This window comes from Rhodococcus sp. NKCM2511 (assembly GCF_014905595.1).
Lineage (GTDB): Bacteria > Actinomycetota > Actinomycetes > Mycobacteriales > Mycobacteriaceae > Rhodococcoides > Rhodococcoides fascians.
Genome location: NZ_BNHJ02000001.1, coordinates 894,879 through 917,457 on the forward strand (window position 1 = coordinate 894,879; position 22,579 = coordinate 917,457).

Below are 22,579 nucleotides of genomic sequence, written 5' to 3' on the forward strand. Positions count from 1 at the left end.
GAACAGCCTGTGTTACCTGCGTTTCCCCGCGCGCCAACCGGGCTTGGACTCGGCCGGTGCATCGTCGGCCATCGGCTCGAATGCTCGGTCCCGATCGTGAACGGACTCGCGACGAAAGTCCATGGAGTCGAATACTTGCTGGTAGAGCAACGAATGGACGCGTTGCACCTGCGGAATGTCGTCGAACTCGAGTGGGTCGTCCGACGCCGACGCGATGATCAGGGTGCCGGTACCGAGCATCCTGTCCAGCAGCCCGTGTCGAAATTGCACGTTGCTGATGCGGCTCATGGGGATGTCGATTCCGGAATGCGTGAGCACACCCTGCCGAACGAGGACCCGACGATCGGTGACGATGAAGTGAGTGCACTTCCAGCTCACGAGCGGAACCAGGCATCGCCACCCGACGATCGCTGCCCACACCACCAGCGCGGCGATCGTGGCCACATCGGCGGCCGTGGATTCGAGTCGGGCACCTGCGACACCGAGGGCGACGCCGGCGAGACCCGTGGCGAGCACGAACGTGATCGACGGCAGGATCAACATCTTCCAATGCGGGTGACGGTGAAGCAATAGCTCTTCCTCGTCGGCCAACGCATCCTGTGGGTAACCCACGTGCACTCCTGACTATTCGCGCCGGATCTGCCCGGGTGAAGATGGTCTCACGAGACAGGTCGGAGATGAGTGACGTCGCCGGCGGCCACCGCGAGAACCGAGGGCGATGCGGAGCCTGCACGTTCGACCTCGATCACGATCCGGCCGTGTTCGTCCACATCGACAGCGGTTCCCACTTCGTGCTCGCCGCCGGGCAGGTCGACACGCACTCGCTGTCCGATGGTGCCGCACCGATCTCTGTATCGGTGCGCCAGCGCCTCGGTATCCCAGTGCGCATCCCGCCACGAATCCACCTCGGCGGCCACCCCGCGCAGAATCGCACGCACCAGGGTGTCTCGATCGAGCACCGCGGCCTGTTCGAGCGCGAGTGACGTCGCCGTGGGCACCGGGAGCTCGGCCTCGGTCATCGAGACGTTCACTCCCAGGCCGATGACCACCGTCGGACTCGGCCCATGGGCGGCTACTTCGGCCAGAATGCCCGAGACCTTCCTACCGCCGATCAGAACGTCGTTCGGCCACTTCAACCGCGCATCGACCTCGGCCACGGTACGCAGCGCATCGACCAGAGCCACGCCGGTCATCAGCGGCAGCCAACCCAGCACCGCCGGGTCGATCCCCGGGAACTTCAGCAGCATCGACAGCAATATCTGCGATCGCGGAGCACCGGAGAACGGACGCGAGTGCCTACCCCGCCCGCTTCCCTGATGTTCGGCGATCAAGGCCGTCCGGTCCGCACGGTCTGCCGCCGCAGCGACGAGGTCAGCATTGGTCGAACCGGTCTCGGTCACCACGTCCACCCGAGACCACGAGGCCTGCGGTCCGTCCACCAAGGCTCGACGGAGTGCGCGGACGTCGAGCGGTGGGCGATCCAGATTGGTCCACATGACCACCAGCATATGGGTTCGGCGCCAACCGACGTCGGCTCGTGAACCACCCTCGGTCGGGGCGCAGATCACACTCGCAGTTAAAGTGTTGCCCCATGACCAGCGTCCAGGATTCCACTGCACCCGGGTCGGCAGATGCACCCGATATCCATACCACTGCGGGTAAATTGGCCGATCTTCGTAAACGTTTGGGGGCTGCGGAGATGCCGTCGGGTGAGGCGGCGGTGGAGCGGGTCCACGCCAAGGGCAAGTTGACCGCGCGCGAGCGGATCACCGCCCTGCTCGACGAGGGCTCGTTCGTCGAACTCGATGCGTTGGCGCGGCACCGATCACAGAATTTCGGGTTGGGTGACAATCGCCCCTTCGGTGACGGTGTCGTCACCGGCTACGGCACCGTCGACGGCCGTGATGTGTGCGTGTTCTCCCAGGACGCGACCGTCTTCGGCGGCAGTTTGGGGGAGATCTACGGCGAGAAGATCGTCAAGGTGATGGACCTGGCGATCAAGACCGGACGACCGTTGGTGGGCATCAACGAAGGCGCCGGGGCCCGCATCCAGGAAGGGGTGGTCTCCCTCGGGTTGTACGGGGAGATCTTCCACCGCAACGTCCGCGCCTCCGGGGTGATCCCGCAGATCTCGGTGATCATGGGACCGGCCGCCGGTGGGCACGTCTACTCACCGGCGTTGACCGATTTCGTGGTCATGGTCGATGGCACCAGTCAGATGTTCGTCACCGGCCCCGACGTCATCAAGACCGTCACCGGGGAGAACGTCACCATGGAAGAACTCGGTGGCGCACACACCCACATGGAGAAGTCCGGGGTCGCGCATTACGTCGCGTCCGGGGAGCAGGACGCCCTCGACTACGTCCGCGACCTCCTGTCCTACCTCCCGAGCAACAATCGGGCCGATGCCCCGCGGACGGTGGCGTCGGATCCTGTTCTCGGATCCATCGAGGATTCGTTGACGGCGGAGGACCTCGAACTCGACACTCTGATTCCGGATTCGCCGAACACTCCGTACGACATGCACGAGGTGATCCGCCGGATCCTCGACGACGACGAATTCCTCGAAGTCCAGGAAGGTCGGGCCCGCAACATCATCGTCGGGTTCGGGCGGATCGACGGCCGGTCGGTGGGGATCGTGGCCAATCAGCCCACCCAGTTCGCCGGCACGTTGGATATCGATGCCTCGGAGAAAGCGGCCCGGTTCGTCCGCACGTGTGATTGTTTCAACGTTCCGATCATCACGTTGGTCGATGTGCCGGGGTTCCTGCCCGGGACGGGCCAGGAATACAACGGCATCATCCGGCGTGGAGCGAAGTTGTTGTATGCCTACGGGGAGGCGACGGTCGGGAAGATCACCGTCATCACCCGTAAAGCCTATGGCGGGGCGTACGACGTGATGGGGTCCAAGCACATGGGTGCCGATGTGAATTTGGCGTGGCCGACGGCGCAGATCGCGGTGATGGGGGCCTCGGGTGCGGTCGGGTTCGTCTACCGCAAGCAGTTGCTCGAGGCCGCGAAGAACGGTGAGGACGTCGATGCGTTGCGGCTGACGTTGCAGCAGCAGTACGAGGACACGTTGGTCAACCCGTACGTCGCTGCCGAGCGTGGGTATCTCGATGCGGTCATCCCGCCCAGTCACACCCGCGGGCAGATCGTGACCGCGTTGCGGCTGCTCGAACGCAAACAAGTGACCCTGCCCCCGAAGAAACACGGAAACATCCCACTATGAGCGGCGAAGCGAATCATGACGCAGTGAGCGAAGCGAATCATGACGCAGTGAACGAAGCGAGTCCTGACGTCGTGAACGACGGTCAGACCGTTGCCGATTCAGGCATGTCCGCGGCAATTCGGGTCGTCAAGGGCAATCCGGACGACGAGGACGTGGCGGCTCTGGTGGCGGTGTTGACTGCGGCGCAGAACGATTCGGCATCGAGCGCGGATTCTCGGCCTCGGGAATTGTGGGGTGCACCGTCGTCGATGCATCGCGGCTTCGCGGCGCAGTCGGCGTATTCGTACGCCGCGTCGGGCCGATACTCGCGGTGACGGTGCCGCCCGTGACGACCCGGGCCGATTCGGTACGACTCGTTCTGGCGTCGGCGTCACCTGCTCGCCTCGGGGTTCTTCGTAGTGCCGGCGTGGAGCCGATCGTCCGGGTGTCGGGAGTCGACGAGGACGCGGTGACGGCCGAACTGGGGCCGTCCGCGTCCGCCGCCACCGTGGTCACCGAACTCGCGCGGGCCAAGGCCGCCGCAGTCGCCGAGACGTTCGCGGATTCTTCGGCGGATTTGGTGATCGTCGGGTGTGATTCGATGCTGTCGATTGCCGGTGAGCTGCACGGTAAACCGCACACCGTCGAGGTGGCCCGTGAGCGTTGGCGGACCATGGCCGGGTCGACCGGGGCGCTGTTGACCGGTCATGCCGTTCTGCGAGTGACCGCCGGAGTCGTGGTGGCGCAGGCTGCAGCGCACAGCTCGACAACGATTCGTTTCGCAACCCCGTCTGCTGTCGATCTCGACGCGTATCTGGCGTCCGGCGAACCTCTGCAGGTCGCGGGAGCATTCACGCTCGACGGTCTCGGCGGCTGGTTCGTCGACAGCATCGAGGGTGATCCCTCGTCGGTGATCGGCATCGGCCTGCCACTGGTTCGTACTCTTCTCGAGCGGGTGGGTACGTCGCTTGCCGCCCTCTGGGACGGCTCGCCGGACGACCCGATCGGGATCTGACCGGCGAGACCTACCTCAGGGCAACAGATCGATCAGCTCGCGAGCCCAGTCCTCGGCCATTGCCTTGGGCTTGATGTTCGACGAGCTGTCGTGCCGAGCGTGGGTGCCGACCTGCTTCGCACCGAGCTCGGTGAGCTTTTCGGCGATGATTTCGCCGCCGCGGTTGAAGGTGTCCTCGTATACCTTGTCTCCCAGACCGAAGACTGCGAACTGCAGTCCTGCGAGGTCGGGGGCATCCTCGACGAGTGCCTCGTAGAACGGCTCCGCGCCGGTGGGGAGCTCTCCGTCGCCGTAGGTGGAGCAGATGACGACGTGGAAGTCGTCCGTGTCGATGTCGGAGACCTCGTACTCGAGCATGTCTCGCACCTCGGCATCGTGATCACCGAGCACGTCCGCGATCTTGTCGGCGACCTCCTCGGCCGTACCGGTCTCGGACCCGAACAACACGACCACTGCCATGGATCGCTCCCCTTTCTCACATGCGCTCGAACACTCGAACAGTCGCAAAAGCATAGCCGTACCGGGGATCCCGCCGAAAATCCGCGTACGCCCGATGTTGTGATTTGTCTCGAGGTCACCAGAATTCGGGAGTCAGGCCCCAGTTCGTGTACTCGGCCTCGACCAGCCCACGCAGGTGCTCCTTGCTGGGGAACGCGTCCGGGTCGAGACCGGTGACGCACAGCGTCGCGCGGTCACCCGAGTCGTTCCACCAGGCACTGACCCCGCCGGCGGTGCGACGGAGCAAGGCCACATCGGTGTTCTGGGTGATCGACCGCATCGCCACTGCCGCGGCGTCGACGCCTCCGATGGTGCGCAGTCGCGCGCCGCGATCGCCGAGGTTCGAGCACAGGCACAGCGGTGCCGAGCCCGATGCCGCCAGCTTGGCGACGACGACGTCGGGCAACACCTGCATCAGTGGTTTGAGCAGCTCGAACACCGATGTCACCGTACTGTCGGCCTGGTCGGTGAACGCCTGCTTGCTCGATGCGCGGATGGCCGTCAGATCGTCGCGGTAGCCCTGTCCCCCGTCGACGTGAATGGACACCCCGGACGTCGCGTTGGCGCGACTGTCTCCGGGTGTTCGGGTGCTGACAGGAAGGGCCACCCGTACCCGGTCCTGCGGACCGACGCGTCCACTTGCGGTGAGAATGCCGAGCACGACCGCGACAAGGAGACTGTTCGAGCTCCCGCCCCTGCTCGCTGCGGCCACGGCCCAGTCCCCCGATGCGCAGTCGACGACCACCGTGCTCGGTACCCACTTGCCTTCTCGTGCCGCGGTGACGGCCACGGCACGGCTCGGCGTCGGGCCGGGTGCCGTGGAGCCCGCTGCTACCTCGTCGGACGAGGTTCGCGAACGTACCGCGTCCACTGCCGTACGTCCGAGCGCTCGCGCCACCCCGGACAATGCCGCACCGATCTGTCCGACGCCGTCCGCGATGTCGGCACGTACCGACGACCGCGGGGGAACGTGGTCGAGCCCGCCGCGAACGAAGTCGTCCGGAGTCGCCCGACCGGCGAGAGCTGCTGCCGCCGCAGAGGTCAGGGCACCGCCGTCACCGACCACGTGCGATCCGACGAGAGAGACCACCGTGCCGCCGCCGTCGACCGAGGTCGCCGACAAACGCCATGCAGGTCCGTCGATGGGGTCCAGCGTCACCGCTGCCTCGTTCTCGATCCACAGATCGATGCCGTCCCGGGCGATCGCGTGTCCGATGACGACCGGGGCGGCGGGCGTGCGGGCCGTGATCCAGCCATCGCGGGCACCGGGCACCGCCGAGCGTCGTACGGAGCGATCCAACGGGCCGGTAGCAAGCAACTGCCACATGGATTCGAGTGCGTCGAGCGGGACGGCCGAGTCGAACCGCCACACGATCTGATTGACCACGGGCACTCCGAGTACGCACTCCATGCGCAGGAACAGGTCGTCGTCGTACGTCAATCTCTCCACCACGAGAGACTATCCCTGCCCGCCCACGTAGGTGGAACGGCCGCAAATGTGTTTCGCGCCATATGTTTTCGTATCGGCTCGGTTCGGACGGTGCTGATAGGTTGGGGCTCTTCCCCACGCCGACACGTCTGCGAGTGCGCCTGTGAAGTTCGTGATGCCGTTCAACGGAAGCCGAGGCGACGTGACCCCCGGTATCGCTCTCGGGCTCGAACTCGCAGATCGCGGGCACGACGTGCTGTTCGGTGCCCCACCGAATCTCACCGATGTCGTGTCGGCTGCCACGGCATCCTCCGAACGTATCGAGGTTCAACCGTTCGGGCCCGACACGCAGCAGCTGTTGGAGTCCGATCTGGTCAGAGTGCGTATCAAGTCTCGAAACCCGCGGACCCGCTTTGCTGCGCTGTCCGAGCTGGCTCATCACGGCTGGGACGACATGACGTCCGAGCTGAACCGAATGGCGGCAGGGTGCGACGGAATCGTCACCGGCTCGCTCGGTCAGGAAATGGCTCTGAACGTGGCCGAAGCGCACGGCACAGCGTTTGTGTCCCTGCACTACTGCCCCCTCAGGCGCAACGATGCAGTGTCGATCACACCGGGCGTGAACCTACCTGCCGTCGTCAATCGGTCGATGTGGGCGGCCCTCGAGGCACTGCGCTGGAAGTCGATGAAGAAGCGCGACAACGCGCAGAGGGCATCACTGGGTTTGCCTCCCACCACGGAGTCGACGCCCGTGAGGTCGGCGCGCTACGGCAGTATCGAGATTCAGGCCTACGAATCGGCGCTGTTCCCCGGGCTTGCCCGACAGTGGGGCCCGCTACGCCCGTTCGTCGGCTTCATCGGCCTGGTCGACGGAGTCACCGAGACGGATCCCGCGTTGCGCCGATGGCTCGACGCAGATACTGCGCCAGTGTATTTCGGCTTCGGCAGCATGCCGGTGCCCGAACCGGCTGCACTGATGCGCATGATCGACAACGTCACCGATCGACTGGGCGTGCGCGCCCTGGTCTGCGCGGGCTGGAGCGATCTGCTGGAGTCCGATTCAGCCGTCCATCGATCGAACCCGAACGTCTTCGTCGTGAAATCGGTCGATCACGCGACGGTCTTTCCGCGCTGCCTGGCCGCGGTTCATCACGGCGGCGCAGGGACGACTGCAGCCTCGGCACGAGCCGGGCTGCCGACCCTGGTGTGCTGGTTCAGCGCCGACCAACCGTTCTGGGGATCGGCGCTGCGGCGCGTAGGAGCCGGGTCGAGCACGAAGTTCTCGACGTTGACCGAATCCGTTCTACAGCAGGGCATTTCCGATCTCATGACCGAAGACGCCCGGCTGGCCGCGCGAGCGCTTGCCGATACGATGACGCCTGCTCGAACGGCGACGGCCGCTGCCGCCGACATCACCGAAGCAGCAGCGCGCGACCGCTGACCCACTCACCAGAAGCGTGCCGAGAGTCCCCATCTCCGAAGCGCCTCGGTCAGGTGTTCACGCAGTATGTGCTCGTCCGGGCATCGGTCGGGGTCCATGGCGTGGACGGTCACGGTCACACTGGTGCCGGTCTCGCTCGACCATGCGGTCAGACCGCCGTCGAGCGAACGAGCGAAGTCGGCGTCGGCTCCGGCGAACGTCGCTCGACCGGACACCGCTCGGGCAGCGATCCCCGCCACCGTCGTGAAGTCGTCGGGAAGAGAACCGAGGTTCGACGCCAGCCCTTCGGCACCGTCGCGGGGCTGCGGCACTCGTGCGACCACCGCGTCGGGCAGCATTTGAACCAGTGCCTGGGACAGGCCGCCCGGAGCGGCACCGGCGGCCTGAGCAGCGGCGAAAGCCGTGAAGGCCGATTTACTGGCGGCGCGGATCGGGCGGAGGTCCAGATCGGTCGGGTCGGCGATCGGCACGTCGATCTTGACGATCTTGGTGGCGTTGGACCGTGTGTCGGATGCGTCGCCGCGATCACTGACGGGCAGGGACCACTGCACCGTGTCTCCCACCGAAGCACGGCCGGCGAGTCCGGACGCAGCAGTCAGGACCGCCACGAACAGCGAATTGGATGTTCCTCCCCAGCGTTCCGCGGTCGATCGCCATGCATCGGCGTCCACCTCGGCAACCACGTGCGGGGATGTCCAGTCCGCCGCAGCCGCTCGCTCGGGTGCTGCCCGGTGTGGTTTCGGCCTCGACTGGGTGGCACCGGCAGGCTCGGAGCGTCCGGACAGAGGCAGAGCCTGCACCGCCGCGTTCACCAGCCATCCACCCGCGGACCGAATTTGCTCGACGGCGTCACCGAAGTCGGAAGCGAGGGCCTCGAGGCCGCCCGGGGCGGAGGAGACACGGGACGCGACGGAGTCGGAGTTCGCCGCACGGAATGCAGCGATCAAGGCGCCACCGTCGGCGACCATGTGCGAGGCGACCAACGACAGCACCATGCCGCCGTCGCTCAGTCTCGTCGCCGCGAGTTGCCAACCCAATCCGGTCTCGGGGTCGATATCGGGATCGATCCGGCCGTCCGCCCATTGCCGCACCATCGAGGGGTCTGTGAATTCTGGATGAAAATCCAGTGAATGAGAGGCGGCCGACGGCACCCACCGATCTCGGGCCGTCGGAATTGCCGATGCCACCACCCTGCGTGCAAGCAGACCGTCGGACAGGTTGTCACGCAGTCTTTCCAGGTCTTCTCGCTGCACGACGTCATCGAACCACCACAGGAACTGGTTGTAGACGGGAAATCCGATGCCGTGGTGCATTCGCAAGAAAAGGTGATCGGCAAATCCAATTCGAGTCACGCGCCGAACCTACTACATCGAAAGAAACGGGAAGGTGGTGCTGTTTCTCGTCGGGCGATTCATTCAATGTTTGCAATAGGTGCCATTCCACCGAGCGGACGCGCGAATGTGACTCCGGTCTCGGGGTGCCGGTCCGGCCCGAGGTCTGGGTTCCGAGCCCGTCACCCGGATCGGCTCTCTCGAATCATCGGGCCCTGACGTGCGGTTACGCTGGAATCGCAATGCAGATGTGTACGAGAATCAGTTTTCCGACCGATGTTCCACCCGTCGGTCAACCCCCTCGACAGTGACAAGAATTACTTTTACGCGTCGCGAAATAGTTTCGCTTTCGCCCTATTGTGAGTGCCGTACTCACGTCGACCGGACGGCGACTCCACGGTCCGTCGAATAGTTGTTCTTTCAATGTCGAAAGCATTGCGAGTGCACCCGATAAAAGCGAGCCGGACCGACGACTTCCGCCGTTACATCCACCACTCGACCGTAATCGAATGCCGATAGACACCACTACTGCCGAATACCGCTGGCCGAGCCCGGAACGGAAGAGGACACCATGGAATACACCGAACTCGCCGACTATCCACTTCCCGCCGGACGCTTGACCGAGTGGGTTCCCCGCGTCGACGACGATCAGTGGGCTCTCGATCCCCGCGGGCTGTCGTTCACGCACGAGGACCATTGCGAGCGCAGCGCGCCGGGCTCCTGGATCGGCACGGTATTCGAGATCCATCGTCGCTACGACGTCGAGGCCGTACGCCGCACCATCGCCGCGTACATGGGTCGGCACGAGGCGTTCCGAACCAAGGTTCGTCGTGACGACCAGTCCGGTTCGTGGCAGCGCTTCACCGCACCGGTCGACGCCGTGCAGGTGACAGATCGCCCACACGCGGAGTCGCGATCGGAAACTCAGGTGTTCGGCCATCTGCAGTCGTGGTTCGGCGACACCGTGTCTCCGACGGCATGGCCGCATTTCGTTCTCGCCACCATCGAACCCGACGACGCGTCCCGCACTCTCGCCGGTGGGCCCGAGGAATCGTTCCTGCTCGCCTTCGCGGCCGATCATTCGGTCATGGACGCATACAGCCAGATCTACGCGATCAACGAGATCGACCGGCTGTACGCGCAGGCCCTCGACGGCATCGACCCGGAATTGCCCGAGGTGGGTAGTTACGTCGACTTCAGTCAGTCCGAACGGGCACTCGGCGACACCCTGACGGCGGATCACGGTGCCGTGCGAACGTGGCAGGACTTCCTCGCTGTCGAGGACGGCCGCTTCCCTGCTTTCCCGCTTCCGTTGGCGGGCGACCGGCCCCGCGCCGACACCGGCCCTGCGCCCCAGAGCAGCATCTCGTCGTGGCTTCTGACCTCCGAACAGTCGGACGGCTTCAATGCGGCGTGCCGCGCTGCCGGATACAACATGCAGGCCGGAATTCTTGCGGCGCTCGCATTGACGAATGCTCGCCTGTCCGGCAGTCGGTCTTTGCGCACGGTGATGCCGATGCACACCCGCGACGAGCAGAAGTGGGCCGCGTCGGTGGGGTGGTACGTCGGCATTCTTCCGATGGAGATCCAGCTCGACAACGCCTGCACCTTCGTCGAGGCACTCGAGGCCGCGGCCACCGCGGGCGCTGCGAACAAGGGCCTGGCCCGTATGCCGTACTCGAAGATCGCCAAGATCCTCGACTCCACCGAAATTCCCCGGTTCGTGGTCTCGTACATCGACCTGCGGTTCCTGCCCGACGCCGCCCAGTGGCAGGGGCGCAAGGGGCGGGCGCTCAGGAGCAACTGCCACGCCGACGACGAGGTCTACTTCTGGGTCAATCGCACACTCGAAGGGCTCAACATCTCGGCCCGCTTCCCTAGTTCGGATGTCGCGTCGACCAATGTCCATCGGTTCATCACCGAGTTCGTCGCGGTTCTGACGGCGGTCATCGACTCCGACGGCGGTAGCGATACGGTGCTCGCGGCGGCCCCGCCGTCGGTCGTCGTCGCCGCGGAATGAGCGTGGACGCAGAATAGGCGTGCACGCAGGAGAAGTAGATGCGGAGTGGACGGAGACGGCGGCGTAGGCAGCCGGTACGTTCCGTCCACTGCGCCCCGACCGGAAGAGTGAAGCGAACATGATCATCACCGCAATGGGCCGCTGGAACCCCGCGCCCGGCCGACTGCTCGAGTGGCATCCCACCGCGGCGGCACAGGCGAGCGCCGCTGCGGCACCGATCGATTCGACTCCACCGTCGTTTCTTCAGGAAGACCACCTGAAGGCAGCGTGGGCAGCGCGCGCACGTGGTGACGTGCACACGGCGTACACCGGGGTGGCCACCGAGATCGACGGCGACATCGACACCGAGGCGATGAGCCGTGCGCTGACTGCGTACGTGCTGCGGCACGAGGGTCTGCGGTGCTGGTTCGAGGTGGACGGCACCGACGTGGTTCGACACCTCGGCGGCCCGGAAGTTGCTCGTTTCGATACCGTCGACGCAGGTGAGACATCCGACGACGAGCAGTTTCAACACTATGTGCGGCAGCGCTTCTCGACCGAGGCCACCGCCGACATCTGGCCGGGGTTCGTCGTCGGAGTGGTATCGAGGCCGGGCAGCTTCACGTTGTACTACGGTGCCGATCACGCGTTCACCGATGGTGGTTCACAGGCTCTGGTCATCAGCGAACTGGCCGATCTGTACGCGATCGAGATCGGGGCGGATGTTCCGCAACCGGCTTCGGCGGGAAGTCACCTCGAGTACGCCGCCGACGAGCGCGCCCGCGCCGCGACGTTCGGTGCAGACTCCCCCGAGATCGCCGCGTGGCGTGACATCTTCACCAGGCACGAGGGCCGTATGCCTCGGTTCCCCCTCGATCTGGGGCTTGCACCCGGCGAACGCGCCCCGGTCCGAATCGTCGAACGCCACCTGTTGGACCGAGAACTGACGGCAGCGTTCGATGCCGCGTGCAAGGCCGCCGGCGCACGGATGAGCAGTGGAATCTTCGCCGCCGTCGGCATCACCGACTTCGAGCTCGCGGGGAACGCGGAGTACTTCGGAATCACGGTGCTGAGCACTCGCCACCACGGTGACTACGGACAATCCCAGGGTTGGTTCGTCAACTTCGCGCCGGTCGCGTTCGACATCGCCGGTCACGAGCGCTTCTCCGACGTCGCCGGCCCGGCGCACGAGGGTTTCGAGCGGGCCAAGCAGATCGCCGAAGCACCGGTCCATGCGGTACTCGGCGCTCTCGCCGCAGACGGCACGCTCGGAAGCGAACTCGCCGTGAGCCCGAACATGCTCTCGTACATCGACTTTCGCTGGTTCCCCGGCGTCGGGCGAGATGCGGACACTCGTGCCAAGCATTTCACCGGCGAGGGCGCGACCTCCAACGCGTCGATGTGGATCAACCGCGACGGTGAGCATCTATATCTGGTGGCGCAGACCCCCGACACGGCCGTCGCTGCCGAATCGGTCGAGCGGTACCACGCACACCTGGCATCGGTACTCGAAAAGATCGCGCGCACAGGCGATTACGTCCTGACGCCCGGTTCGGTTCAGGAGCGGGTCGGTGCGGGTCACCTCGATCACTGAGTACCATCCCGCGGCCGGTGTCGTCGTCGAATTCACCGCCGACGTCACCGGGGATACACAACGGTCCCCGATTCCACCGTCGTTCAATCAACGGTTTCATCTGGGCGATCTGGGCGAGGCTCGGCGAGTATGGATCGCGGGCACGTTCGATGTGCCCGGCCGCATCGATGTCGACGCTCTCGCGTGGGCGTTCGCTCGACTGATCGACCGACACGACACTCTGCGCAGCTCGTTCGTCCAGGCGACCGACGGCCTGGACAGGATGCTCCATCGCCCCGGTTCGGTCGAGATCGCGGTGTCGAACCGGACCGAATTCGGTTGCCCGACCGAGCTACGTGAGCATCTCCGCCGAATACTCGAGTTACGTTGCGACGCACGACGGTTCCCGTCGTACACGTGCGTCGCGATCGACCGGCCCGACGTCTCGACGGTGGTCTGCGCATTCGACCACTCGAACGTCGACGCGCTGTCGATCGCGGTGACCGTGGACGAGGTTCGCGCCTGGTACGACACGTACCGGCGCTGCCCGTCGAATCCGAACATCGAGCTGAGTCCGGTGGGAGGATTCGTCGACTACTGCCGTATCGAAGCAACCGAGCCGGCAGTGGATCGCCATGACGACCGCATGGTGCGGTGGTCGGAATTCCTTGTCCGGTGCGGTGGTACGACGCCGAGTTTTCCGTTCGACCTGGGACTGGCGGACGGTGAGACTGCCACGCAGGCAACCCTTGTCGCGCCGATCCTCGATGCCGACCGCACTGCCGAGTTCGAGCGCCTGTGTACTCGGTCGGGCGGCGGGATGTTCGCCGGGGTCGTGGCTGCGATCGGTCAGGCCTGCGCCGCCATCGGCGGACCGCGGCAGATACCGTTCCTGTTCCCGTTGCACACCCGTCACGAGGATCGGTTCCGGCGGGCGCTGGGCTGGTTCACCACCAACGCCCCGATGACCGTGGACGTCGGCGACGTGCTCGTCGACACGATCGCCGCGGCCCAACGGGAGTTTCGTGCTGCGCTACCGCTGAGCACAGTGCCCATCCCCCAGGTGTTGGCATCCCTCGGAGACACGTTCACCCTCTCGCGAAACGACGTGTTCATGGTGTCGTACATCGACTACACCAGAATCGAGGGCCACCGCCGACTCGAAGAATCCAACGCACACCACGTCAGCAACGCGACGGTGTCCGACGACGCGCAGTTCTGGGTGTCGCGGACAGCCTCGGGTCTGGCTCTGCGGGCACGTTTTCCCGACACAGTCCTCGGCCACTCGGTCATGACTGCGTTCAGCGACGCGCTGGTCGCGCTGCTGGCCGAGGCGACCGACGAGGCCGCCACAACGGCCCTGACACGCTGAGACAGTACCGACGCAGCGCTCTGTGCCTGCGTCTCCCGCCACTCGGTCGCGGTACGGCATAGGATTGTCGACGGAGACCGTTCACCCCCGAGCGGGCCGCCAGCCGAATATCTTCCGTAGGAGCCGATACGTGCCTGTACCAACCGATTCCAACGCAATGTTCGCCGACTACGCGCATCCGGATCGTCTCGTATCCACCGAATGGCTGTCCGCTCATCTCGGTACGCCCGGGCTCCGCGTCGTCGAATCCGACGAGGACGTGTTGCTCTACGACGTCGGCCACATTCCCGGCGCGGTCAAGATCGACTGGCACCTCGACCTGAACGACCCGGTCACGCGCGACTACATCGACGGCGAACAGTTCTCGAAACTGATGAGCCGCAAGGGCATTTCACGTGACGACACAATCGTCGTGTACGGCGACAAGAGCAATTGGTGGGCCGCCTACGCACTGTGGGTGTTCACCCTGTTCGGACACAAGGACGTGCGGCTGCTCGACGGCGGACGTGATGCCTGGTTGTCCGAGAATCGCGACACCACACTCGATGTCCCTGAGTTTCCGGCGACCGACTACCCCGTCGTCGAGCGGAACGATGCACCGATCCGCGCATTCGCCTCGGACGTGCTCGGAGTTCTCGGCTCCGTGCCTCTGATCGACGTACGCTCCCCCGCGGAGTACACCGGCGAACGCACCCACATGCCCGACTACCCGGAGGAAGGTGCGCTGCGCGGCGGCCACATCCCCACCGCCGTCAGCATCCCGTGGGCCAAGGCAGCAGCACCGGACGGTCGATTCCGCTCACGCGCAGAACTGGACGAGATCTACTCCGAGACCTCGGCAACCGACGAGGTCATCGCGTACTGCCGCATCGGCGAGCGGTCGAGCCATACCTGGTTCGTGCTGACGCATCTGCTCGGGTACGAGTCCGTCCGCAACTACGACGGCTCGTGGACCGAGTGGGGCAATGCTGTGCGCGTTCCGATCGCCAGGGGCGAGGAGCCCGGATCGGCACCGGCCGCTCGATGAGTTCCCTTCCAGAATCGTTGGCCGAGATCGTCGAGGATTTCGCCGCAGTCGAGGGCCAGGACAAACTGCAGCTCCTGCTCGAATTCAGCCGGGAACTACCCCCGTTGCCGGATCACCTGGCCCAGGATGCGATGGAGCCGGTCCCCGAATGTCAGTCGCCGTTGTTCCTGTCGGTCGATGCATCCGATCCCGCCCGGATCGAGCTATACTTCAGCGCGCCGCCGGAGGCTCCCACGACTCGCGGGTTCGCCTCGATCCTGGCGCAGGGGCTCGACGGTCTCAGCGCACAGGAAATCCTCGACGTTCCGGACGATTTCTATTCGGCTCTCGGATTGAGCGATGCGGTGAGCCCCCTGCGCCTCCGAGGGATGTCGGCGATGCTTGCACGTATCAAGAGGCACCTGCGCTGACCTCGTGGTCGGCAGCGCCCGGCCTTCGTCTTGATCGATACACGCCGCCGTCGGTAGACTTCGGTAGTGGGCATCGTCGCCCGCTGTCCGAACAATCCCCCGAATGCGTCTGACGAAGGCTGGTTGCTGCCGATATGGAGTTCACCGAGTTGGCGGACTACGCGGTTCCCGCGGGCACGCTCACCGAATGGATTCCCAGTGTCGGCCCGCACGCCCACACTCCCGAAGCCGCCGGGTGGCAGCCCGACCCTCGCCCGACGTCCTACGTCCACGAGGCGCACCTGCGTACCAGCCTGAGCAGCCCTCGCCGCGGGCGCGAGTCGTGGCTCGGCGCGGCGTTCGAGATTGCCGGTCCCCTGGACAAGCACGCCTTCCGGCGGGCGGTGCTGAACTGGATCGACAGACACGAAGCCATGCGGTCGAGCGCATCGATCGACGAAGCCACCGGTGAGATGACCCGGGTGACCGCCGCGCAGGGAGCCGTCGACATCTGGCAGGTCGAGCAGGAACGGTGTGCGCAATCGAGTGAGGTATTCGAGCATCTGCAGTATCTCTTCGATGAGTTCACCTCGCCCCTGATCTGGCCCGCCTACGCGTTCGTCACTCTCGAACCACTGGACGAGACGCGGCCGATCACCGTCTTCTTCGCAGCAGATCACTCGATCATCGACGGCTTGTCCACTGTCCTAGTCGCCCACGAGATCGCGGCCCTGTACGGCGAGGAGCTGGGCGGGGCACCGGCCGCCCTGTTCGAGGCCGGCAGCTATCTCGACTTCGGGTCCTCCGAACGCGAGCGAAACGCCGAGTTGGAACATTCGCACGAGGCCGTCGCGATCTGGCGCGATCTGCTGATCGACGGGGAAGGCCAGCTGCCCGACTTCCCGCTCGACATCGGTGATCCCAGCCCGGACGACGTACCTCAGGGTGGGCTCTCTGCTTGGGTGCTCGACCCCGAGCAAGCCGATTCGTTCTCGGTCGCGTGCCGGAAGACCGGCAACAGTCTGTTCGCCGGATTACTGGGGGTCCTGGCCATCACCGGCGCCGAGCTGGGCGGGGGCACCCAATTTCGGACTGTCACCCCGGTACACACCCGGGACGAGCCGCAGTGGGCGTCGGCACTGGGGTGGTTCGTCGGACTGTGTCCCATCTCGTTCGACATCGCCGGCGCGGAGTCGTTCGGCTCGGTCGTGGCCGCAGCATCGGCCGAGGTGAAGAAGACCAAGCCGATTGCGCGGGTTCCGCTCGATCGGGTGTTCACCACCCTCGGCTACTCGGCCAGGCCACGTTTCGTCGTCTCGTTCATGGATGTGCGGTTCGCGCCGGCAGCAGAGCACTGGCCCGATTGGAACGCGCGTGCGCTGCGCAGCAAGCAGTACCAACACGACGTGTACATCTGGATCAACCGCACACCTCAGGGAATCAACATCGCGGCTCGCTATCCCAACACCGAGCTCGCAACTGCCCGGGTACACGAATACATAGGCACCTTTCGCGCCCTGCTGACCGAGGTGGCCGACACCGGTACCGCCTCCTTCTCTGCCGCAACGTCCCAGCATCCCGATCCCGGGCACTCCGATACCGGGCGGATCGCTACCAGCCAGTAGTCCCATCCTGTCGCCCTGGACGCGCCGCAGCGGCCTGGACCGATTGCAGCGACGACCGAGTCGGTGCTTAGACTCCGACGTGACGTTCGTGACGATGGATGCGAAAAACACATCTGTAGGAGGCTCAGTGCCCAGCCATGCCAGTGCTCAGATCACCAAGGTTCTTGTTGCCAATCGTGGTGAGATCGCGGTTCGGGTGATCCGGGCGGCCGCTGATGCCGGGCTGGCCAGTGTCGCTGTGTACGCCGAACCCGACGCCGACGCACCGTTCGTCCGCCTGGCCGACGAAGCATTCGCACTCGGCGGACAAACCTCCGCGGAGTCGTACCTGGTCATCGACAAAATCTTGGACGCGGCCGCCAAATCCGGAGCCGACGCCATCCACCCCGGCTACGGATTCCTCTCCGAGAACGCCGACTTCGCCCAAGCCGTCATCGACGCAGGTCTGATCTGGATCGGACCGTCCCCACAGTCCATCCGCGACCTCGGCGACAAAGTCACCGCCCGCCACATCGCCGCCCGCGCCAAAGCCCCCTCCGTCCCCGGCACCTCCGAACCGGTCAAAGACGCGAACGAAATCCTCGCGTTCGTCGACGAACACGGCCTCCCCATCGCCATCAAAGCCGCATTCGGTGGCGGCGGACGCGGCATGAAAGTCGCCCGCACCCGCGAGGAAATCCCCGAACTGTTCGACTCCGCCACCCGCGAAGCCGTCGCCGCATTCGGGCGCGGGGAATGCTTCGTCGAACGCTACCTCGACAAACCACGCCACGTCGAAGCCCAGGTCATCGCCGACCAACACGGCAACGTCATCGTCGCCGGCACCCGCGACTGCTCCCTGCAACGCCGCTTCCAGAAACTCGTCGAAGAAGCACCCGCCCCGTTCCTCACCGACGCCCAACGCAAAGAAATCCACTCCAGCGCCAAAGCCATCTGCCTCGAAGCCGGCTACTACGGCGCCGGGACCGTCGAATACCTCGTCGGCCAAGACGGCCTCGTCAGCTTCCTGGAGGTCAACACCCGCCTGCAGGTCGAACACCCCGTCACCGAGGAAACCTCCGGCATCGACCTGGTGCTGCAACAATTCGCCATCGCCAACGGCGAAGAACTGACCATCACCGAAGACCCCGAACCGCGCGGGCATTCGTTCGAGTTCCGGATCAACGGCGAAGACGCCGGACGCGGGTTCCTGCCCGCCCCCGGACCGGTCACCACCTTCACCGCCCCCTCCGGCCCGGGTGTCCGCGTCGATTCCGGTGTCGAATCCGGCTCGGTGATCGGCGGCCAGTTCGATTCGATGCTCGCCAAACTCATCGTCACCGGAGCCACCCGCGAAGAAGCCCTCGCCCGATCCCGCCGGGCGTTGGCCGAATTCACCGTCGACGGCCTGGCGACGGTGATCCCGTTCCACGCGGCGGTGGTCTCCGATCCCGCGTTCATCGGCGACGGCGACTCCTTCTCCGTCCACACCCGGTGGATCGAAACCGAATGGGACAACCAGGTTCCCCCGTTCACCGCCGGGCAACCGATCGACGACGACGAGGCCCTGCCCCGGCAGTCCGTCATCGTCGAGGTCGGAGGCCGACGCGTCGAGGTCTCCCTCCCGGGCGAGCTCACCCTCGGCGGTGGCAGCGGCGGAAATGCCGGTGCGGTACGGCGTAAGCCCAAGGCCCGCACCCGTGGCGGTGCCGGAGCCGGCGCAGCCTCCGGTGACTCGGTGACCGCACCGATGCAGGGCACCGTGGTCAAAGTCGCCGTCGACGAAGGCCAGGAAGTCGCCGCCGGGGACCTCGTCGCCGTCCTGGAAGCGATGAAAATGGAAAACCCCGTCACCGCCCACAAAGCAGGCACCATCACCGGCCTGAGCGTCACCGCAGGCGACGCCATCACCCAAGGCACCGTCCTCGCAGAAATCAAGTGACACCGACGTTCGATGCCGAACGGATCGACCCCCGGGCGACTTTCGGCATCGAACGGCGGCGCGGATAGCGCTACCCTGTAGCAATGTCCGAGCTTCCGGAAATACGTATCGGTACCGCTGATCGGGAGAAAGCCCTCGATGTGCTGGGTCAGCACTTCAGCGAGGGCCGTCTGACGGTTCCCGAATTCGACGAGCGCAGTGCCACAATCGCTTCCGCGACGACGCGTGGACAGCTCGAATCGGTATTCGTCGACCTCCCCACCGCGTCCGGCACTGCGTCGCTCGCACGATCCGACGCCGACGCACCGGCCGTGAAGGACCGCGGAATCGATTGGGCTGCAGTGGTGATGCCGATCGTCATCTTCGGATCACTTGCTCTGTTCTTTCTTACCGATTTCGACCAGAAGTGGCTTTTCTTCCTTCTCATTCCGCTGGCCGGAGCCATCCTGTCTGCGGTAGGACATCCGGCCGACAAGAAGAAAAAGAAGAAGAAGCGTTGAAAGCGCTGCTGTTCGACGTCTTCGGCACCGTCGTCGATTGGCGCACGAGCATTGCCCGCGAGGTCTCCGAAATCTGCGGTCCGGGAGTCGACAGCTATCGGTTTGCCGATCGGTGGCGGAGCCTCTATCAACCGGCCATGGAACAGGTGCGGTCCGGTGGGCGACCTTTCACTCGGTTGGACGTACTGCACCTCGAGTCCCTGCGAACGGTGCTCTCCGAGTTCGAGATCGACCTCGATACGGACGCCACGGCCGACCTCAATCTCGCGTGGCATCGACTCGAGCCGTGGCCCGATTCCGTTCCCGGGCTCACGCGGCTGCGCACCGAGTTCGTCGTAGCACCGCTCTCGAACGGCAACATCTCTCTGCTGCTGGACATGGCCAAGAATGCCGGCCTTCCCTGGGACGCCATCCTCGGCGCAGAACCGGTGCAGGCGTACAAGCCCATGCCCGACGCCTACCTGCGTACCGCAGACATCCTCGGGCTCCGTCCCGACGAGTGCATGATGGTTGCCGCCCACAACAGCGACCTCGCCGCCGCAGCCGAGTGTGGCTTCGCCACCGCATTTGTCGCTCGCCCGCTGGAACACGGCCCTACGCAGACGTTCGACCTTGCTCCCGAAGCCGAGTGGACCTACAGCGCAGACTCGATCGAGTCCCTTGCCGACCGACTCAACTGCTGACAGACGCAGTTCAGATCCTCGCCGCCGGAAGCAGTCGATCGGCCAGCCACCTGTTCACTTCTGCGTGCGATCGGAATCGCACGATCGTCAGGTCCGGTCGGCGCATGTTCAGTCGCTGAACGTGCGCGGCCGTCATCCGATGCGTGTTCCAGGCCCACCGGACGATGTGATCGCGATCGAAAAGTATGCAATGCAGCGGTGGCTCGAAGTTGCCGTTCCACAGCACTGTTCGACCGACCCGACGACGGAGCGTGCGGAAGACGATCTGCCGCATCACCGTTCGACGAGGCAGATCGAGCCACAGGCAGAGGTCGGCCCGATCGGCGAGTCGATCCCGCACAACGCTGTACTGCCACTCGGTGACCCAGGCCGGGCGGGCGATGAACTCGTCCACGTCCTGCTCGAACGTGGCACGGGGCGTCCAGTCAGGCCCGTGATAGAGGCTGTCGATCTCGATGTGTTCGATTCCCAGAATCGATCCGAGACGAGCCGACAACGTGGTCTTACCGGAACCGGATGTTCCTGCCACCACGATTCGCGAGGGGCGACGCGATAACGCGTCGTTCGGTCCGAGAATCACGACTGTTTTCGCCCTCTACGGCTGGGCACAGAGCGCTACGATCGCGTCCGCCATGTTGCTCACGAAGTGTCGACGCACCGTTTCGGGCAGCCGGTCGAGTGAGAGGTACGGGTTCAGGTCTTCGAGCTCGACCAACAGCAGCGTTCCGTCGACGGTGCGGCATGCGTCCACCCGCGTGATTCCGTGGTCGATGTCGTTCCAGTCGACGAAACGTTGCGCGAACTCTTCGTCCTGAGCAGTACTCGAGTACGGCTCCAACTCCCAGCGTCGGCCGGGGTCCGGGGCGTACAGGGCGTATTGCACTGTGCGGCCGATGAAGTAGAACGACACTTCGTAGACAAAATCGATCCGCGGCTGAATCAATGTGCCCGGCTCGACTTCCGACAGTTCGGCGCGTCCGATCTGACGCATGCCGATCGAGTCGGCACCCCATTTAGGTTTCACCACATAGGTATTCACCTCGGGTAAGCGCGAGACGCCCCGCGGATCGTCGACGGTAGGTATGACCGGAAAACCATCTGCGAAAAGATCGACCAGGTACTGCTTGCCTCTTTGGTCGCCTTTGCCGGTCAGCTGGGTGAAAACCTTCGTGCCGTTCTCGCGCGCACGGCGAGCAAACGCGTCGAACGCTGCCTGGTATCCCAGCACAGGTCCGGAGTTCCGAACGACGACAGCATCGAAGCCATCCATCAGTGCCAGCGCATCGAGCGGGTGACACAGCGCGATGTCGACCCACTCACGAAGCTGCGAAGACAAGAAGATGTCTTCGTCGCAGTAGCGTCGGCCCCTCGACAGATACGCCAAGTCAGTCACGAACAGAACGCGTGGACGGGGTGCACACATCGGGCAGATCCTACCGGTCTTGAGACGTCACGATGTTCGCTTGCGGGCCAACAGAAATGCCTGCGATGTCGACTCGTATCCCATCGGAGCTCGATGCACGCGGACGTCCACCTCGAAGTTCGCCTCGACGAGCATGCCCGCGACCGCGTCCGGGTCGAGTCGGTATGCGTCGTACGAGACCGAGTGTCCGTACGCCTGCTCGAGTCGGACTCGCTCGTTGCCTGCTTGAAATGCCAACAGCAGCAGACCTTCCGGCACCAGCACCCGATGCAATTCGGCGAATATCGTCGACAATTGGTGCGGAGGCGTGTGGATGATCGAGTACCAGGCGACGATCCCCGCCAGGGTGCTGTCCCCCGCCTCCAATTCCTCCATCGATCCGACCTCGAATCGCAGGTGTGGGTGTTCGCGCCGCGCGACCTCGATCATGTTGGGCGACAGATCCATTCCTGCTACGTCGACGCCGAGGCAGTGCAAATGTTCGGTGATGCGGCCGGTTCCGCATCCCACTTCGAGAACGTCGCCGCTCGACACTCGGTCCGCAAATGTCGCCAACAGTCCGTGCTCGAGATGTCGCCCGTCGAGTTCGTCGCGAACCAGGTCGGCGTAGCTCTCGGCAACGGTGTCGTAGGCGGCCCTCGTCATCGAAACATGCTGCTGCTCGGTCACAGTGGCTACGGTACCGGCTCACCCGGCGTCGACAGGTAGGAGTGCGTCAGCATCTCGAAGAAGTGCCCGGTCGGGTCGCGGAAGTACACTCCGCGGCCACCGTGGTCGGTGTTGACAGTGCCGGGTTCGGTCATCCGAGGATCGGCCCAGTGCTCGACGCCGCGGTCGACCAGCCTGGTGTAGGCCGCGTCGAACAGATCGTCGCTGACCCGAAAGGCATAGTGCTGACACTGAATATCGTCGAAGGGGGGCTCGGCGAACTGAACGAGCGTGCCGTCGGTAAGTTGGACGTTGACGAACGGGCCCCACGAGGGTGCCTCCGGCAGGTCGAACAGTTCGCGAAAGAACGCCGCCGACGCAGAACTGTTCTTCGCAGCAATGATGGTGTGATCGAACGAAACGGACATGCGCTGCCTCCTGGGCAGTACGACGCCTCAGTGCCTGACGCAGTCCGTCATCGACACGCGACGCTG

22 protein-coding genes are annotated in these 22,579 nt (G+C 64.9%); 13 read left to right on the forward strand and 9 right to left on the reverse strand.

The window, feature by feature from the left end; translation table 11 throughout:
- Positions 1–12: 12 nt before the first annotated feature.
- Complete coding sequence (locus JLZ96_RS04025; protein WP_027496483.1) at positions 13–612, reverse strand: PH domain-containing protein; 600 nt, start codon at positions 610–612, stop codon at positions 13–15.
- 47 nt (positions 613–659) lie between these two features.
- Positions 660–1,496: a biotin--[acetyl-CoA-carboxylase] ligase gene (locus JLZ96_RS04030; RefSeq protein WP_032372888.1), complete on the reverse strand. Its 837-nt coding sequence runs from the start codon at positions 1,494–1,496 to the stop codon at positions 660–662.
- A 95-nt stretch (positions 1,497–1,591) separates the two neighbouring features.
- On the opposite strand from JLZ96_RS04030, the gene JLZ96_RS04035 reads away from it, so the two are divergent.
- From JLZ96_RS04035 to JLZ96_RS04045, 3 genes are read left to right on the forward strand one after another with little or no spacing between them, the layout of a single operon-like run.
- Positions 1,592–3,232 carry an acyl-CoA carboxylase subunit beta gene (locus JLZ96_RS04035; protein WP_032383493.1) on the forward strand — a complete coding sequence of 547 codons (1,641 nt, stop codon included), beginning with the start codon at positions 1,592–1,594 and terminating at the stop codon, positions 3,230–3,232.
- A 23-nt stretch (positions 3,233–3,255) separates the two neighbouring features.
- Positions 3,256–3,546 (forward strand): acyl-CoA carboxylase epsilon subunit, encoded by a 291-nt coding sequence (locus JLZ96_RS04040; RefSeq protein WP_236253826.1) that lies wholly within the window; start codon positions 3,256–3,258, stop codon positions 3,544–3,546.
- A gap of 11 nt (positions 3,547–3,557) precedes the next feature.
- On the forward strand, positions 3,558–4,226 hold the full coding sequence (locus JLZ96_RS04045; protein WP_032370912.1) for a nucleoside triphosphate pyrophosphatase: 669 nt from the start codon (positions 3,558–3,560) through the stop codon (positions 4,224–4,226).
- 15 nt (positions 4,227–4,241) lie between these two features.
- Here the strand turns inward: JLZ96_RS04045 and JLZ96_RS04050 are convergent, their stop codons facing one another.
- On the reverse strand, positions 4,242–4,685 hold the full coding sequence (locus JLZ96_RS04050) for a flavodoxin domain-containing protein (protein ID WP_027496480.1): 444 nt from the start codon (positions 4,683–4,685) through the stop codon (positions 4,242–4,244).
- 115 nt (positions 4,686–4,800) lie between these two features.
- Positions 4,801–6,174: a hypothetical protein gene (locus JLZ96_RS04055; protein WP_201009522.1), complete on the reverse strand. Its 1,374-nt coding sequence runs from the start codon at positions 6,172–6,174 to the stop codon at positions 4,801–4,803.
- 142 nt (positions 6,175–6,316) lie between these two features.
- Between JLZ96_RS04055 and JLZ96_RS04060 the strand changes: the two genes are divergently transcribed.
- A complete protein-coding gene (locus JLZ96_RS04060) occupies positions 6,317–7,594 on the forward strand; it encodes a glycosyltransferase (protein ID WP_201009523.1) in 1,278 nt (425 codons plus the stop codon).
- A gap of 5 nt (positions 7,595–7,599) precedes the next feature.
- Here the strand turns inward: JLZ96_RS04060 and JLZ96_RS04065 are convergent, their stop codons facing one another.
- Positions 7,600–8,946 carry a hypothetical protein gene (locus JLZ96_RS04065; protein WP_052061691.1) on the reverse strand — a complete coding sequence of 449 codons (1,347 nt, stop codon included), beginning with the start codon at positions 8,944–8,946 and terminating at the stop codon, positions 7,600–7,602.
- 550 nt (positions 8,947–9,496) lie between these two features.
- Here JLZ96_RS04065 and JLZ96_RS04070 point away from each other — a divergent pair.
- From JLZ96_RS04070 to JLZ96_RS04110, 9 genes are all read left to right on the forward strand, one after another.
- Positions 9,497–10,945, forward strand: coding sequence for a condensation domain-containing protein (locus JLZ96_RS04070; protein WP_201009524.1), 1,449 nt, complete (start codon positions 9,497–9,499; stop codon positions 10,943–10,945).
- 118 nt (positions 10,946–11,063) lie between these two features.
- Positions 11,064–12,518 (forward strand): condensation domain-containing protein, encoded by a 1,455-nt coding sequence (locus JLZ96_RS04075; RefSeq protein WP_032372708.1) that lies wholly within the window; start codon positions 11,064–11,066, stop codon positions 12,516–12,518.
- Positions 12,496–13,869 carry a condensation domain-containing protein gene (locus tag JLZ96_RS04080; RefSeq protein ID WP_201009525.1) on the forward strand — a complete coding sequence of 458 codons (1,374 nt, stop codon included), beginning with the start codon at positions 12,496–12,498 and terminating at the stop codon, positions 13,867–13,869. Before JLZ96_RS04075 ends, JLZ96_RS04080 begins: the two co-directional genes overlap by 23 nt.
- A 157-nt stretch (positions 13,870–14,026) precedes the next feature.
- Positions 14,027–14,896 (forward strand): sulfurtransferase, encoded by an 870-nt coding sequence (locus JLZ96_RS04085; protein WP_374758045.1) that lies wholly within the window; start codon positions 14,027–14,029, stop codon positions 14,894–14,896.
- Positions 14,893–15,306: a SufE family protein gene (locus JLZ96_RS04090; RefSeq protein WP_027496472.1), complete on the forward strand. Its 414-nt coding sequence runs from the start codon at positions 14,893–14,895 to the stop codon at positions 15,304–15,306. Before JLZ96_RS04085 ends, JLZ96_RS04090 begins: the two co-directional genes overlap by 4 nt.
- 134 nt (positions 15,307–15,440) lie before the next feature.
- The gene (locus JLZ96_RS04095; protein WP_094650022.1) at positions 15,441–16,910 is read left to right on the forward strand and encodes a condensation domain-containing protein; all 1,470 of its coding nucleotides are present in this window, start codon (positions 15,441–15,443) and stop codon (positions 16,908–16,910) included.
- Positions 16,911–17,037: 127 nt separating this feature from the next.
- The gene (locus tag JLZ96_RS04100) at positions 17,038–18,831 is read left to right on the forward strand and encodes an acetyl/propionyl/methylcrotonyl-CoA carboxylase subunit alpha (RefSeq protein WP_201009527.1); all 1,794 of its coding nucleotides are present in this window, start codon (positions 17,038–17,040) and stop codon (positions 18,829–18,831) included.
- Between the two features lie 83 nt (positions 18,832–18,914).
- The gene (locus tag JLZ96_RS04105; protein WP_032390035.1) at positions 18,915–19,331 is read left to right on the forward strand and encodes a DUF1707 domain-containing protein; all 417 of its coding nucleotides are present in this window, start codon (positions 18,915–18,917) and stop codon (positions 19,329–19,331) included.
- Positions 19,328–20,014, forward strand: a complete 687-nt coding sequence (locus JLZ96_RS04110) for a haloacid dehalogenase type II (RefSeq protein ID WP_201009528.1) — start codon at positions 19,328–19,330, stop codon at positions 20,012–20,014. The genes JLZ96_RS04105 and JLZ96_RS04110 overlap by 4 nt, the downstream gene beginning before the upstream one ends.
- A gap of 10 nt (positions 20,015–20,024) precedes the next feature.
- Here JLZ96_RS04110 and JLZ96_RS04115 read toward each other — a convergent pair whose 3' ends face one another.
- The 4 genes from JLZ96_RS04115 to JLZ96_RS04130 all read right to left on the reverse strand — a co-directional run bounded on the left by JLZ96_RS04115 (position 20,025) and on the right by JLZ96_RS04130 (position 22,513).
- Positions 20,025–20,546 (reverse strand): AAA family ATPase, encoded by a 522-nt coding sequence (locus tag JLZ96_RS04115; protein WP_236253827.1) that lies wholly within the window; start codon positions 20,544–20,546, stop codon positions 20,025–20,027.
- A 63-nt stretch (positions 20,547–20,609) separates the two neighbouring features.
- Positions 20,610–21,407 carry a hypothetical protein gene (locus tag JLZ96_RS04120; protein WP_236253828.1) on the reverse strand — a complete coding sequence of 266 codons (798 nt, stop codon included), beginning with the start codon at positions 21,405–21,407 and terminating at the stop codon, positions 20,610–20,612.
- A 57-nt stretch (positions 21,408–21,464) separates the two neighbouring features.
- Complete coding sequence (locus JLZ96_RS04125) at positions 21,465–22,106, reverse strand: class I SAM-dependent methyltransferase (protein ID WP_230591645.1); 642 nt, start codon at positions 22,104–22,106, stop codon at positions 21,465–21,467.
- 5 nt (positions 22,107–22,111) lie between these two features.
- Positions 22,112–22,513, reverse strand: coding sequence for a VOC family protein (locus JLZ96_RS04130; protein WP_201009530.1), 402 nt, complete (start codon positions 22,511–22,513; stop codon positions 22,112–22,114).
- Positions 22,514–22,579: the final 66 nt, after the last annotated feature.

Excerpts from the sequence above, each read along its gene's own strand:
- JLZ96_RS04095 (WP_094650022.1), top strand. The coding sequence starts at position 15,441 with ATGGAGTTCACCGAGTTGGCGGACTACGCGGTTCCCGCGGGCACGCTC.
- JLZ96_RS04070 (WP_201009524.1), top strand. The coding sequence starts at position 9,497 with ATGGAATACACCGAACTCGCCGACTATCCACTTCCCGCCGGACGCTTG.
- JLZ96_RS04050 (WP_027496480.1), bottom strand. The coding sequence starts at position 4,685 with ATGGCAGTGGTCGTGTTGTTCGGGTCCGAGACCGGTACGGCCGAGGAG.
- JLZ96_RS04085 (WP_374758045.1), top strand. The coding sequence starts at position 14,027 with ATGTTCGCCGACTACGCGCATCCGGATCGTCTCGTATCCACCGAATGG.
- JLZ96_RS04035 (WP_032383493.1), top strand. The coding sequence starts at position 1,592 with ATGACCAGCGTCCAGGATTCCACTGCACCCGGGTCGGCAGATGCACCC.
- JLZ96_RS04105 (WP_032390035.1), top strand. The coding sequence starts at position 18,915 with ATGTCCGAGCTTCCGGAAATACGTATCGGTACCGCTGATCGGGAGAAA.
- JLZ96_RS04130 (WP_201009530.1), bottom strand. The coding sequence starts at position 22,513 with ATGTCCGTTTCGTTCGATCACACCATCATTGCTGCGAAGAACAGTTCT.
- JLZ96_RS04075 (WP_032372708.1), top strand. The coding sequence starts at position 11,064 with ATGATCATCACCGCAATGGGCCGCTGGAACCCCGCGCCCGGCCGACTG.
- JLZ96_RS04030 (WP_032372888.1), bottom strand. The coding sequence starts at position 1,496 with ATGTGGACCAATCTGGATCGCCCACCGCTCGACGTCCGCGCACTCCGT.
- JLZ96_RS04090 (WP_027496472.1), top strand. The coding sequence starts at position 14,893 with ATGAGTTCCCTTCCAGAATCGTTGGCCGAGATCGTCGAGGATTTCGCC.